This is a genomic window from Pseudoalteromonas phenolica, assembly GCF_001444405.1.
GTDB lineage: Bacteria > Pseudomonadota > Gammaproteobacteria > Enterobacterales > Alteromonadaceae > Pseudoalteromonas > Pseudoalteromonas phenolica.
The window spans coordinates 3,359,053-3,373,212 of record NZ_CP013187.1; the positions used below are offsets into that span (position 1 = coordinate 3,359,053).

The 14,160-nt window shown below is 43.6% G+C and carries 10 protein-coding genes; 4 read left to right on the forward strand and 6 right to left on the reverse strand.

Annotation, left to right across the window (positions count from 1 at the left end; all coding sequences use genetic code 11):
* Nucleotides 1-38 precede the first annotated feature (38 nt).
* Nucleotides 39-2,354 carry a bifunctional diguanylate cyclase/phosphodiesterase gene (locus tag PP2015_RS15105; RefSeq protein ID WP_058031092.1) on the reverse strand — a complete coding sequence of 772 codons (2,316 nt, stop codon included), beginning with the start codon at nucleotides 2,352-2,354 and terminating at the stop codon, nucleotides 39-41.
* 258 nt (nucleotides 2,355-2,612) lie between these two features.
* Entirely contained in the window at nucleotides 2,613-3,713 is a 1,101-nt protein-coding gene (locus tag PP2015_RS15110; protein WP_058031093.1) for a phosphoribosylaminoimidazolesuccinocarboxamide synthase, read from the reverse strand.
* A gap of 224 nt (nucleotides 3,714-3,937) precedes the next feature.
* On the opposite strand from PP2015_RS15110, the gene PP2015_RS15115 reads away from it, so the two are divergent.
* Genes PP2015_RS15115 through PP2015_RS15125 form a run of 3 tightly spaced genes read left to right on the forward strand, consistent with a single transcriptional unit; the run spans nucleotide 3,938 to nucleotide 6,516 of the window.
* Entirely contained in the window at nucleotides 3,938-4,615 is a 678-nt protein-coding gene (locus tag PP2015_RS15115) for an ABC transporter ATP-binding protein (protein ID WP_058031094.1), read from the forward strand.
* Complete coding sequence (locus tag PP2015_RS15120; protein ID WP_058031095.1) at nucleotides 4,612-6,021, forward strand: ABC transporter permease; 1,410 nt, start codon at nucleotides 4,612-4,614, stop codon at nucleotides 6,019-6,021. Before PP2015_RS15115 ends, PP2015_RS15120 begins: the two co-directional genes overlap by 4 nt.
* A gap of 15 nt (nucleotides 6,022-6,036) precedes the next feature.
* Nucleotides 6,037-6,516, forward strand: a complete 480-nt coding sequence (locus tag PP2015_RS15125) for a DUF3299 domain-containing protein (RefSeq protein ID WP_058031096.1) — start codon at nucleotides 6,037-6,039, stop codon at nucleotides 6,514-6,516.
* A gap of 497 nt (nucleotides 6,517-7,013) precedes the next feature.
* On the opposite strand, the gene PP2015_RS15130 is transcribed toward PP2015_RS15125, so the two are convergent.
* The 3 genes from PP2015_RS15130 to PP2015_RS15140 are packed head-to-tail and all read right to left on the reverse strand — an operon-like array spanning nucleotide 7,014 to nucleotide 11,913.
* Nucleotides 7,014-9,587 carry a M14 family zinc carboxypeptidase gene (locus PP2015_RS15130; RefSeq protein WP_058031097.1) on the reverse strand — a complete coding sequence of 858 codons (2,574 nt, stop codon included), beginning with the start codon at nucleotides 9,585-9,587 and terminating at the stop codon, nucleotides 7,014-7,016.
* Between the two features lie 13 nt (nucleotides 9,588-9,600).
* Nucleotides 9,601-10,974 (reverse strand): ATP-grasp domain-containing protein, encoded by a 1,374-nt coding sequence (locus PP2015_RS15135; protein ID WP_058031098.1) that lies wholly within the window; start codon nucleotides 10,972-10,974, stop codon nucleotides 9,601-9,603.
* A 3-nt stretch (nucleotides 10,975-10,977) separates the two neighbouring features.
* Nucleotides 10,978-11,913, reverse strand: coding sequence for an ATP-grasp domain-containing protein (locus tag PP2015_RS15140; RefSeq protein ID WP_058031099.1), 936 nt, complete (start codon nucleotides 11,911-11,913; stop codon nucleotides 10,978-10,980).
* Between the two features lie 189 nt (nucleotides 11,914-12,102).
* Between PP2015_RS15140 and PP2015_RS15145 the strand changes: the two genes are divergently transcribed.
* Nucleotides 12,103-13,239 (forward strand): M20 family metallopeptidase, encoded by a 1,137-nt coding sequence (locus tag PP2015_RS15145; protein WP_058031100.1) that lies wholly within the window; start codon nucleotides 12,103-12,105, stop codon nucleotides 13,237-13,239.
* Nucleotides 13,240-13,315: 76 nt separating this feature from the next.
* Here PP2015_RS15145 and mutM read toward each other — a convergent pair whose 3' ends face one another.
* Nucleotides 13,316-14,125 (reverse strand): bifunctional DNA-formamidopyrimidine glycosylase/DNA-(apurinic or apyrimidinic site) lyase, encoded by an 810-nt coding sequence (gene mutM, locus PP2015_RS15150; RefSeq protein WP_058031101.1) that lies wholly within the window; start codon nucleotides 14,123-14,125, stop codon nucleotides 13,316-13,318.
* Between the last annotated feature and the right edge of the window lie 35 nt (nucleotides 14,126-14,160).

The following is a 14,160-nucleotide window of genomic DNA, read 5'->3' on the forward strand; positions in this document are numbered from 1 at the left end:
AGAAAAGCCGCATCATGCGGCTTTTCTAAAATTCATCACTACCCAGCCTGATGATAATCCCCTAACCAATTCAGGAATTCAGCCGAAGGTAGTGGCTTACTGAGATAATACCCCTGAGCATAATCACATTGCATTTGATCGAGTAGGTTTAACGATGCTAAGTTTTCAACCCCCTCTGCAACCACAGAAAAGCCTAATTGATGACCAAGCGTGATTGTTGACTGTACGATGTGTTGATCTTGCTGCGATTCATCAAGTTTTAGGATAAATACTTTATCTAATTTTAACTCATCAATTGGTAGCATTTTAAGGCGCCCCAGCGAGGTTTGACCTACTCCATAGTCGTCCAATGAAATCATCACCCCGAGTGCTTTTAAGGCTTTAAGTGCAGCGATGCCCTTCTCTTCATTTTCTATCATATCGCGTTCTGTGAGCTCCACGGTGATTAATGCAGGCGGTACTTTGAAACGTGATAATTCAGCCTCTAAATGCGGGAAAAAGTCATCATGGGCAATATCTTGTGCTGACACATTAATCGCTGCTTTCATCGAAATACCTTGCTGCTGCCACTCTGCGACCTGTTTTACTACCGTCGAAACAACCCACTGTGTCAAATCAACAATCAAACCTGATTGTTCAGCAAGATCAATAAATAGCTCTGGCGATACCCATTGACCATCAGGTTTATGCCAACGGATCAGCGCTTCGACTTTATCAATTTGTTGAGTTTTCAAGTTTAACTTTGGTTGATAGGCCATAAACAATTGCCCATCATCATTCGTAAGTGCCTGCTTTAATTCATCAATCAATTTGAGTCGGGCTAAGTGCTCTTCGTCTTCACCATCTTGATAATAATAAATTTCATGACTATCTTGCGCTGCCGTATCGACTGCTATCAAGGTTCTACGCACCAAGTCTTCGGGGTTATCAGCCTGCTCGGGATAAATCACCACCCCCATACTAAAGCGCAGCGATATATCTAAATTACGGATCATGTAGCTTTTTACTAACGCTTGATTAAGCTTAGCGACACAGGCTTCAACAGTACTCCCCACTGTTGGCTCCATAACCACTAAAAACTCATCGCCACCAATCCGTGCATGTAAACCATTAGAGTCTTTAGTAACTTCTTCAATTCGCTTAGCAACCGCGCGAATACAATCATCACCAACTCTAGGACCTAGCTTGTCATTGATGTGGCGTAAACCTCGTATATCAATCGCAATTAAATACAAGGTAGGATTGCTTTTTAACTTTTTCGAAAGGCGCTCTAGGGCCGCAGAGCGATTATAAAAGCCCGTTAAATGGTCGTGCTGAGCTTGAAAGCGAATTTGCTTCTCACGAGCTTGAATGTCTTCACCCATTTCTTGGAAAGCATCTACTAACTCACAGATCTCCTTACTTGGACTGTGATCCGTTAAACCCGCACTATAGTCCCCTTTTGAGAAGCGCTTTGCCATCTCAGTCAAATGCTGAAGTGGGGTCGTCAAGTTATTTGCTAAAAATCCGCTGGTTAAGAAACCAAGCACTATAGTACCGCACGACAATAAAATGATGCTTAATACTAGCTGATCAAATTCGTCGTATTGCTCTGTTAGGTTTGCACTGAGAATAACGCTAATGGGATTACTCGATAAAGCAGGCAAAGGCACTTCGGCACTTATAAAAACCGGGTAGTCAGAAAGCCAGCGTGTTGTTGTCTGACCATGAATGAAGGCTAGAAGATCGCTCTGTTCATTTGGTAGCTCTATTGAACTGGCTTTTAGACCTGTCGCGTGAGAAATAAAACTCATCTCTACGCCAGTTAACTCTTTTAACTCTTTCGCTATTGTTTCGTTAACGGCAAATCCAACCACACTTAGAGCGATCGTTCTTGGCGCTTTAACTGGCAGAATAATGGTTTGGTATAACTGATCACCTATCACAATGAAAGTTGACTCTTTACCATTACTAAGTAGCTTTCTCATCAGAGTCTGACTATTTTTTGGTAACACCAATCCTTCTTTGTTAGACGCAATGACATTGCCTTTTAGATCCATCAACAGCATCAGATCTGCATCAATGCGGTTACTATGATTAAATAATGCACTTTGAATAGTGTCTTGATCGCGACTCGCCACAGCTTGTTTGAAACCAAAATCAGCCGTTAATACCGTAGATGCGGTTACTAATAAACGTTCCTTGGCTTTTAGGTATTGTTGATAAACGTTTTGCGCAACTTTAATACCTTGTTGCACTTGTTTATCGTTATATTGATTTGTCGACCACCAGAAGCTTACTAAGCTTGTGATTGCCGTAAGCAATACAAGCCCGACACACAGTAAAATAATACGTTGTTTTAAAGTGGTGCTCATGATGTTCCTTTTGCACGCTGCTTACTAAACATTAGCCACAACAATTTGCGCAGTGAAATTAGAATTCTGAGTTGGTTATGAATATAGACCAATATTGCCTTAAATTCATTGACCGAGATCTTAGGTTAGTTAAAGGGATAACCTTGTTAATTGCAAGGGTTTTGCGAATAAAGCCTGATAATACAAGTTTTTAGTATTATCAGACTGAGGATTTTATAGCTTTAGGTCTTAGCCCCTATTAGGACTTCAACTCATTTTTTAATCGATAAGGCCATATTCACTATCAAGGATAGAAATCACTTCTGCACGCGGATCAGCAGGAATTGTTAACTCTCGACCAACAATCTTACTCGCAATACCTACATAAGTGTCTGATACTGACATCATCACATCTACAGGTAGCTTGTAATCTTGTGCCAGTTGCTCACGCTCAGGCATTCTGTCTTTATTAAGCAATACATCGCTGTCTGGCACGTTATTGATTAGTAACTGACGGAAACCTTCTTTCGAGTTTTCGATTACTTTACCATCACGGAAAGCTGGGCCATCCCAAATACGAGATGAATCAGGCGTACCCACTTCATCAATGTAAATTAGCTGTTCTGTGCCATCAGTTTGCTCTACGTAGCCAAACTCAAACTTGGTATCAACAAAGATCTGATCAAGCTCAGCAAGTTCTTTGCTGATCAATGCAAAGCCTTCTGTTAATAGCTTTTCGTACTGAGCCACATCAGCTTCTGATTTGAAGTTAAATGCAGCTAGGTTATCTGTGATGTTTTTACGTGTGATGTTGACATCATCCACTGGTGGTACTTCTGGTACGTCAGTGATAATGCCTTTTGTAGACGGAGTGATCAGTACTTCATCTAACTTTTGGTTGGCTTCAAGCCCTTCAGGTAGCTCAATACCACAGAAGTTGCGCACGCCTTTACTGTAATCACGCCACATGCTGCCTGTAATGTACTGACGCGCAATCGCTTCAACACGTACCGTGCTTGCTTTACGCACGATCCACACATAAGGGTGAGGAATGTCTACAATGTGGTTGCCCGCAAGACCTGCTTGATCGAATAACTTAAACCAGTGTGATGCCACGCTGTTTAGTGCAATACCCTTGCCTGGTACACCATTTAAGCCATTTTCGCCCTGCCAAATGCAGTCAAACGCAGAAATACGATCAGAAATTACCATGATCGCCAACTCCGTACCTTTAGGTACATCGTAACCTTTTTCTTCGATTAAACGCGCACTGTCTTCGTCGGTTAACCAATAAACTGAACGAACTTTACCACTGTGAACGGCACCTTTTGTGCGGATCGGTAGATCATCATTCACTTCTAAAACTTTGTAGCTACTCATTATTACTCCAAGGCCGGATGCACCTTGCTAAGGGGTGCAAAAAATATGAGGGGGTTAGAAGTGCATATAATAATCGCAAGACCCTTAAATCACAAACTAAACCCGAACTCTTATGTTGCTAAATGTGGGGTTTATCGTTGAATTTTGGTAATTAAACCGAGCAGAGTTTAGCCGATGAGAAAACTGTTATACCATCACAGTGTTTTTAGTTTATTGAGCCCATTATGATTGAGATAAACAACCTCGTATTTAGCTGGCCTAAACACCCCGCCCCTACGCTAGATATTACTGAGTTAACAATTAGCCAAGGCGAACGGATTTTTTTACATGGCCCAAGTGGCAGTGGTAAATCGACCCTGCTCGGATTATTAGCAGGTATTAATGCCATTCAAACGGGTGATATTAAAATTTTAGATACGCAAATGCGCCAACTCTCAGCCGCAAAACGAGATCAATTTAGGGCCGACCATATTGGGACTATTTTTCAAAACTTTAATTTGCTGCCATTTCTAGACCCTATTGAAAACGTCATGCTTGGCTGCCAATACTCTAAAATGCGAAAAAGCAAACTCACTCAATCTTTACAGCAAAGCGCTATTGATTTGCTAGAAAATTTAGGGATAGACCACACTTTACAAGCCAAATCAGTCAGTGAATTAAGTATCGGTCAACAACAGCGAGTGGCTGCTGCACGGGCATTTATTGGTCAGCCAGAGCTTATCATTGCCGATGAACCGACTTCAGCACTTGATGCCGACAGCCGTGAAGCCTTTATTGAAACCTTGTTTAACCAAGCAGAAAAATACCAAGCTACCATTTTATTTGTCAGTCACGACCACAGCTTGGCGCAGCTATTCGATAGAAAAGTGAGTTTGCATGAGATTAACGGAGCGGCACAATGAACCTAGCATCTCTGGCTTTCAAAAGCAGTTGGAATCGTAAATCGAGCGTACTACTCACTTTGTTCACCATCGCCATCAGTGTGATGCTGCTACTCTCGATAGAGCGAGTAAGACAAGAAGCAAAAAGCAGCTTCGCCAATACCATTTCTGGTACAGATTTAATTGTCGGTGCGCGCACGGGCGACATACAGCTTTTGCTCTCAAGTGTATTTCGAATAGGTCATGCCAACAATGCTGTGCAGTGGCAAAGCTATGAATACATTAAACAGCAACGCGGTGTGGCATGGACTATTCCGATAAGCCTTGGTGATAGCCACAAGGGACATGCGGTATTAGGCACAGATAGCAGCTACTTCACCCATTTCCGTTACGGGAAAAAGCAAATGCTGGCATTTGAACATGGTCGCGCATTTCATAATGGTCGCGAAGTAGTTCTCGGCAGCGATGTGGCGAAAAAGCTCAACTACCATCTCGGAGAACAAATCGTGATTTCTCATGGTATGGGTAACACCAGTTTTCACCATCATGATGATAATCCAATGACCATAGTCGGTATTTTAAAGCCGACCGGCACGCCAGTTGACCGAACTGTACATGTGCCACTTATCGCCATCGATGAAATGCATGGTTCTGGTCATAACGCTTCGCCGCGCATGATTGGAAAGGCGATTAATAAACCACCAAACGAATCAGTTCATTCTCATGATGAGCATAAGCATGAAGATCATGATCATCACTCACATGACGACCACAGTCATGGCGAGCATGAGCATGACGACCATAGTCATGGCGAGCATCAGCATAAAACTCACCAACTTGTTGAAAGTGAACCGGGCGATTTAATTGGTGAGCCAAAGCAAATCACTGCGTTTCTAATGGGTTTTGATTCACCTCTTTATACTTTGCAAGTTCGTCGTAATATCAACCAATATAAAGGCGAGCCACTGCTGGCCATTATGCCCGGCGTCACCTTGCGCGAACTGTGGGGCATGTTAGATATTGTCGAAAAAATCTTATTGCTGTTTTCAATCGTGGTGGTGATCATCAGCTTACTCGGTATGCTGACAACCTTACTCGCAACGCTTAATCAAAGACGTCGTGAGCTGGCCATTCTGCGATCTGTCGGCGCACGCCCTTGGCATATTTTCAGTTTGCTAACCAGTGAAGCGGTGATCATCACGCTACTCGGTTGCCTGCTCGGCACGACATTATTCTTTGTGGCAATCTTGCTAGCGCAACCTGTGTTACAGACACAGTTTGGTATTAGCTTGTCGCTTTCTATGCTCAGCAGCTATGAAGTTAAGCTATTGGGCGCTATTATGCTGGCTGGCACTGTGATGGGGCTCTTCCCTGCATTGCGCGCCTATTATTATTCACTCAGCGACGGTATGAGTATTAAAGTTTAAAAGGTTATCTTAAGTATGAAATTATTTTCACTCTGCTTTGCTTTGTGCTTTAGTGCACTGAGTTTTGCCCAAGCACCGAAAGAAATTTTTTGGGAAGACTTAATCCCACAAGGTCATGTGCAAATTAGTAATCAAGATGCAGCCAGCCACGATGGCGCAGATCAAAACTGGGTGCAACCAGACTTAGACGCCCCGGTGGTAACAGCATTAGATGGTCAGTCAGTGAGTTTGCCGGGTTTTGTTGTACCCCTTGAAGGTGACAGCGAAGTGATCACTGAGTTTTTATTAGTGCCGTATTTTGGCGCGTGTATTCATGTGCCACCGCCGCCACCAAATCAGATCGTCCATGTAAAAATCAAAAACGGTGTGCCAATCGAAAGTTTATACGATGCAATCACAGTCACAGGGATTATCAAAGTTGAGACTTGGAGTGGCGAATTAGCGCAAACCGGTTACACCATGCAAGCTGTGGGTGTGGCACCATTTGAGCTTTAAACCTGTCGCCATAAATGACGACCTACACAATCACCTGTAGGTCGTGCTTTAGCGCAACAAAAATGCTTAGTGCAATACCTGATGAAATGCTTAATTTTACGCACTAAATTAACGGCCCCAACTCCTTGAACTGCCACCTTTTAGCTTCAAACTTGTCGCCATAAATGACGACCTACACAATCACCTGTAGGTCGTGCTTTAGCGCGACAAAAATGCTTAGTTCAATACCTAATGAAATATTAATTTTTACGCTCTAAATTAACGCTCCCAACTCCTTGAACTGCCACCTTTTAGCTTCAAACCTGTCGCCATAAATGACGACCTACATGACCAACTGTAGGTCGTGCTTTAGCGCGACAAAATGCTTAGTGCAATACCTGATGAAATATTAAATTTTTCGCACTAAATTAACGGCCCCAACTCCTTGAACTGCCACCGTTTAGCTTCAAACTTTTCGCCATAAATGACGACCTACAAAACCACCTAAAACTCGTTAATCACTCTTTGTTATTACTCAAATAATACACCGCCGCGGGCTCTGAATAGTTTGGCGCATGGTCGTAACTAAACACCGCATAATATTTAGCAATATCAGGGTTACCAAAATTATCGAGCGTATATTCATCTGGCCCACCGTATAGCTTTACACCATCAAACGGAGAACGCGGTGGGTGGAAGCAATTTCGCACCACAAAACAGCCGACAAAATCATCACTCTCTGGGTTTTGCCAAGTTAGTTTTACCACCCCATTTTCAACCTGTGCTTGTAACTCTGTTGGCGCGGGTAAAGCTTGATTACGACGGTTTATATAACGAATATTTAACTCAGCATTACTCCACTCAATTAACGCATTTTTAGCCTGTGACTCAGCTGTAGCTCGAATAACGAAGTAATATGGGGTTTGTGTTTGATGCAAACGCGCCAGTTCTTTCAAGCTGTAGCTGTCAAACATAAAGTCGTGTGCGGTGCGCTCTTTAAGTTGGGCATTACTTACTTCATAGCCGATATATTCGATTTTCTGACGCTGTTTAACGTGTTTAAAGTCGACGTCTTTTAACTCCACCAACTCTACGGTAAAGCGTACGTCTTTGCTCGATGGCAGTGAGTTTTGGCTGTACAAGGTTAAGCAAGCTTGGGTGAACACGGTTTTCTCTGGCTCTAACTCATGTTGATGCTCAAATGCCATTTGCCCGTAGACGATTTCACCTTGGTCGTCGAAACCAGAACATAAGCTATCCGCAATCACTTTCTCTTGATAAATAGTATTACAGCTGTTTGGCGTCAGTTTTAAGCTTTGCTCTGGTAATTGATAGACCAGCTCTAAGTTAGGGCGATAATGTAAGCCGCTACCAAATGGCCCATAGCCAATGTCGAATTGCATTACTTGTGAGTCATTACCTAGCGGTAAACTGGTTGGGCCTTGCAGGCGTAAGATCAGTTTTTGATCGTCTAACAGTTGAGAGATCAAATCTCGCTCGACGCCATTAAACGACCATTTAAGCCAAATACCTTGGGTCATCTTATCTGACTCAATCGTTTGCCCCAGCGTATGCAAAGCTGGCGCCTCACAAATGGCACTGTAGTCATAAATGTTATCGATTTGGTTTGGATCGAGCACCGATATAGACCATTCGCCATACTTCTCTATTTTCGCATTCACCCGATTCATCGGATATAGGAAAAATTCCGCCCGATCGATATGCGAGCCTTCTGGGATATTCGCCAAATCGAATACCACGACACCCACGCTCGTGCCACGCTTTTTATCGACACCAATAAACATCGAGTTATAACCAAAGCGCTCGCGTGCCTTTTGCTGATAGTTAGCACTTAAATACCCAACTTGCTCTTTGGCTGGGAATAACGTTCGGCTACATTGATGCTCTGCCAACAAGGTTTTTAAACGCAGTTCTGGACTAAACGGCGATTTAATTTTTGTGACTTTATCGACAGCACGGATGTTGTAAAAATAAAACTGTCCGCTTTCTAGTTGTGTATCGGTGAACGACAATGACTTGGTAATTGCCACTAAGTTGGCTTCATTGCAGGGGCTTTTATTATGTTCAGCGCGGTATAACTCAAAATAAATATCTTCTCGCTGCTCATATTCCCACTCTAACTCCACACTATCGTGACCCACTTGCTTAATAGTGAAATCAGGCACTCTTGCAGGCGCAAGGTTTGAGTAGTTAATGGCTTCACCCAAAGCATAGGCAACCGCTGGAATATTCTCGGCCACGCTTTGCGCCATATTCTTCATATAATCAGGAATGTTGCGGGTCCCTACCTCGACCACAGTGGCAATAATCCCTTTGCGATAGTAATACTCGCGACCACTGCCATGAATAAGCTGTGCTGGCGGCTTGCCACGATGAATACCATACTGGCGCCCCGTGACCTTTTTAATCTCGTTGTTCATGTTGGCACACAACACATTTAAATCTGTGCCTTCAATCTCAACTTCATGATTAAACTTATGAGCCGGAAAGAACACATTCCCCTGTGAATGGTAGTCAAGGGCAATACAAATGTTACTGCGCTTTTCGACGAAGTCACGAATGGCGCAGGTTTCAGGCTCTGAAAACGCATGCGGACCACCGTAAGTGTTCGATTGCGTATTACTGTTTCGCATGAATTTAGCGTCAAAGTTGCGGTTAAGATCCACTCCAAAAGTGCCATCGCCATTATTGCGGCGGTTTTTACGCCAAAATGAAAAGTGATTACGCGAGTACTCAAAGCCGTCAGGGTTTAGGCAGGGCACCATATACAGCGTGTTTCGTGTTAACGCTGTTTGTAACTTAGGGTTAAAGCGATAATTGTCTATGACATACTGAATAAACTTAATCGCTAACTCATTCCCTATCCATTCCCGAGCGTGAATGGTGCCCGTATACAATAACGCGGGTTTGTCATCCGCATAGGTGACATCTAATGACAAAGTAACCAGCATAATGGGCCTGCCCTCCCAAGTTTCACCGATACTTTGTAGACGTATTAAATGCGGATGTTCACTCATCGCTTTTTGCAAAAAGTCGATGGTGTCTTGATACGACGCGTATTGTATTTTCATGCCTGCTTCCCGTTTATGCTTTTGTAAAGGCGTGCCAGTGATCGACGATTTTCTCTAGCTTTTTCGCTTTGAGATTTTTAACAACACATAGCTGTTCAGGCTCAGTATTTAAAGCCTCAACCACACCAGTTGCGCCAAACGTCGCTAAGATGTCATCAATCATTTTGTCACCCACGCCTTTGACTTCACCCAGCATGGCGCGAATTTGTGACTCATCAAATGCCACATTCGGCAAATCTGTTTCAGACATGACTTCATCACTACCCGGCACTGGTTGCATAGCTGACGCAGGCACCACTTTGGCTGGCAACTTAAAGTTATCTTGTAGATTCCAGATCTCACTCGGCCACTCTTCACCCGCGCGGTATTGAGTATCAAAGATTGGATATCTTTGCTCTGTCATATCGGTAAATAATTCGCCGCAGTCTTGGCTTGGCGTATATGTAGAAAAACCAATATGGCGCATAGTACGCAGAAAGCGTGCATCGATTTTGCCCAACTCTTCCCAGTTATAAATAGGAATATTTGGTTTATGAAAACGTCCTTCGCCCAATAGCCACATCAAATATTGGCCAATCCAATCACGAATATAAGGAAAGGCTGCAAAGGCAGTCGCACACTCTAAAATGCGTAGTTTTCCATCTTTTCCTAGCGCGATATCACAAGCCCAATATTCTGCATTCGCCGCTTTTGAGGTTTTAGTCGCTAAATCAAGCACTGACTTTGGAATACCTTGGTAGTCCATGCTGCCGCCCTGACTGGTGTTAGTCAGCCACTCCCCTTCAGGCGGACGACGCCAAAACGCACAAACAGGTTTGTGACCAATTAACATGACTCGAATATCTGCTTCCATAGGGACAAAATCTTGTACGTACACGGGGTAATAACGTTTTTCACTCAACAGACTCTGCGCTTCCTCGTAGCTGTCTACCTTATGGACAAAGTAACCACCATAATTCGATGGGCCGTAAGAGCGTTTAATGATCTTCGGGTAAGTCGCAGAGGCAAGGTAAGACTGCGCTTTTTCAGGAATATAAAAAATTTCCGTATGTGGGATAGGTAAATCGTATTTACGGCAAAAGTGCGTCACATTTTCTTTTGATTTATTGGAAAACTGACTATCTAACGATGGTAAAAAACGTACTTCAGGTAGAGCACGGGCAATGTCGCGAAATGTCTCGTACGCCGTAGCTGGAATATTACCGATTAACACGTCGATTTTTTTGCGTTTCACTTCTGCAATAAAGCGGGCTTTGTCATTACCCCAATGATAGGTCACTTGCTCAATTTTATCGGGCCAACCTTTAAAGTTAGATTTATCAAAAAAGCGCAGTACATAGTCTAAATAAAGCAGACCGATTTTTGGCAGTGAGGTTTTCTTCGTCATGATTTAAGCCACCTTGGCAGATTGCAGTGAAAGTTTGCGTTGTACGGTTTTGTCTATCAGCTCGACCATGGCCGAGATTTTGCTGTGATTAAAATTAATCCCCAGCGCTTCTTGTTCTGGCGTGGCAAAAGCAGGAATGGTATTCACTTCAAGCACCACATATTCTTCTCGCTCTCGGTCGTAAATAAGGTCAACACCTGCTATCTCTAACCCGAGTGTTTTTGTGGCTTTAACTGCAATATCGACCACTTCGTCACTTGGCTCGCGCACGAATACAGAGCCACCGCTAGTAATGTTGGTTTTCCAATCGTCTTTCGGTGCCTTACGGCCATAACAGCCCACACATTTGCCATCGACAATGTCAATGCGATAGTCGGTGTTGTCATAATTGATAAAGCGCTCTACGTAGAAGTAACGTAAGTCGGTGCGGCTTAAAAAGGGCATTAGCATGTCGAGCGCCTGCTCAGAGTCAATTTTTACTATGCCAACACCACCCCAGCCGTCGGTTGGTTTGTAAACCAATTTGCCACCGAAGTCGCGGATGGCTGACTTCAAGCCGTCCATGTCGTTCTTGTGACATAAACGGTAATCTGGCGTTACGATGCCTTGCGAGCTAAGTAAGTGAGAGGTGCGGAATTTATCTTCAGCAATTGAGAAAGCGTTGTAGTTATTGAGCGTCGGAATGGTTTCGCTCAATGTTTGATACAAATAAAGCTGATACTGAGTTTGCTGCCCTGCGTTATAGCTTAAAAACGTATCTAACTTTTCCATGGCGATGCCATTACACATAATTGAGCCGCCTTGCGCTCTAGCATCTCTCAAATTTAAGCCTGTTGAGGTTTGAATGCCTCGCTCAGCCAATGCGTGAACTAGCTTTTGCTCGATGGCTTTACCGCCACCATTTTCGTACATCCAAATGCCTACATGAGGTGCTGCCACAATGTGCTCCTTGTTTTCAAAAACGGGTCTAATGCAAAAGGGTTATTTGCGCTGTTGGCCGCAATTTAAACGGATCAAGATGACACTTTTTTGACCAATAGCAGCGAACAAAATTTGTTCATAAAACATTCACCTCCTTGAAACATAGTGTCGAGAAACTGGCGGCAATTAAATACAGGGAAATCCGTTATGACACAGATAGATTTTGCAGAATTAGCAACCCTTATTCGTTGTAATTCTCATAGTAAAAACAAAGCAGGGATTGATGAACATGGCGAGCAAATGATTGCGCTGCTTGCGCCTTTGGGTTTTGCTATGACCCGTTACCAAAGAGAAAGCATTGGCGATCATTTACTTTTCCATACCCCTAAAAGAGCAGGCAAAAAAGTCTTGTTACTCGGCCACCTTGATACCGTTTTTCCACCCAATACCTTTACCGAGTTTAAACAAGATGACGACTGGGTGTATGGCCCCGGTGTATGCGATATGAAAGGCGGTAACTTTGTCGCACTGAATGCGCTTCGTAACTTAAAAGCGGAATTTGGCCCGCTCTATAACATCGATTTTTTATTGGTCAGTGATGAAGAAACTGGCAGCGATGACAGTAAATATTTAACTGCAAAACTCGCCAAAGACTATGACGCATGTTTGGTATTTGAAGCGGCAGGTAAAGATCACGAAGTCGTCATTGGTAGAAAAGGCATTGCCACGTTCGATATTGAAATAATTGGCAAAGCCGCTCATGCCGGTAATCATTATGCCGATGGCATCGATGCCAACTATGCACTGGCAAATATGCTTACCGAGATGACAGCTCTGACCGATTTAAAAAAAGGCAGCACCGTGAATGTCGGTAAAATCTCAGGCGGTTTAAGCACCAATACCATTTCACCAAAAGCTAATATGATGGTCGAAGCCCGTTTTAAAACGCTTAAAGAGCAACAACGTTTACTCAAAGGCATAGAAAATATCTGCTTCGCCATGGAGATCACTGGCGTGCAAATTAACGTTAACGGAGGCTTACAACGCGGTGTGATGAGCCCAGATGCACTGCAACAACAGCTTCTTGATGAGATTGCTATGATCTTAGATGAACCGCTGAAAACCGAGCAACGCGGCGGTGTGTCAGATGCGAACGTAGTCAGCGCCGCTGGCGTGCCAACGTTAGATGGCTTTGGGCCTTATGGTGACGGCGACCACACCATTCACGAGCGCGCTTTAAAAAGCAGCTTTGAGTTACGAATAAAGCAAGTGACACAGATATTGTCAGCGTGGAGTTTTAGTACGCAAAGCCAAGCGCAACAACTCTACTCAGAAGTGGTTTAATTTTCTAGTCCGCTTGTTTTGTGAGGTGGCAAGCGCTACCTCACAAGACATAATTTTTCGCGTACTCTTCTCTCATTTAATTCTGACACTTTGGGCAATACACGGTACTTCGCTGGCCTAAGCGAATTTCTTTCAGTACGGTTTTACACGTCACGCACTCTTCGCCTTTACGCCCATAAACCAGTAATTGCTGAGCAAAATAACCAGGTTTACCGTCAGACTGTGCGAAGTCTTTTAGCGTAGTACCACCTTGGGTAATGGCCGCGGCTAAAGTATCTTTGATGATTGGCGTGAGTAATTTATAGCGCTTTAACGACACCTTGCCTGCTTCGCGTTTTGGATGAATACCCGCTTTGAACAACGATTCGTTGGCGTAAATATTACCGACGCCCACAACCACATGGTTATCCATAATAAATTGCTTTATAGGCACCTTCTTGTTGCGCGAACATTCAAATAAATGATCGGCAGTGAATTCATCGGTGAGTGGCTCAGGCCCAAGCTTTGCGAACAACGTATGAGACTCATTAGGTGCTTGCCATAAACACGCACCAAAACGACGAGCATCGTTTAGACGTAACGCTTTACCATTATCGAAGTGGATCTCAATATGATCGTGTTTTTTTAACGGCTCACTAATTGGCACAATGCGCAAATGCCCCGACATACCCAAGTGTAAAATCACACTGCCAATATCTGTATCGAGCATTAAGTATTTTGCTCGACGGCGCACACTGTTGATCGTCAGCCCTTCAATGTCTTTCACTTCATCTGGCACAGGCCAACGAAGGCTGGCATTGTGTACTAATACTTTGCTGACTGTTTGTTTTTCAATGTGTGGGCTAATGCCTAAACGGCTGACTTCGACTTCTGGTAATTCAGGCATGAGGTTCTCTAATGTCTATTTCTTTCAATATGTTG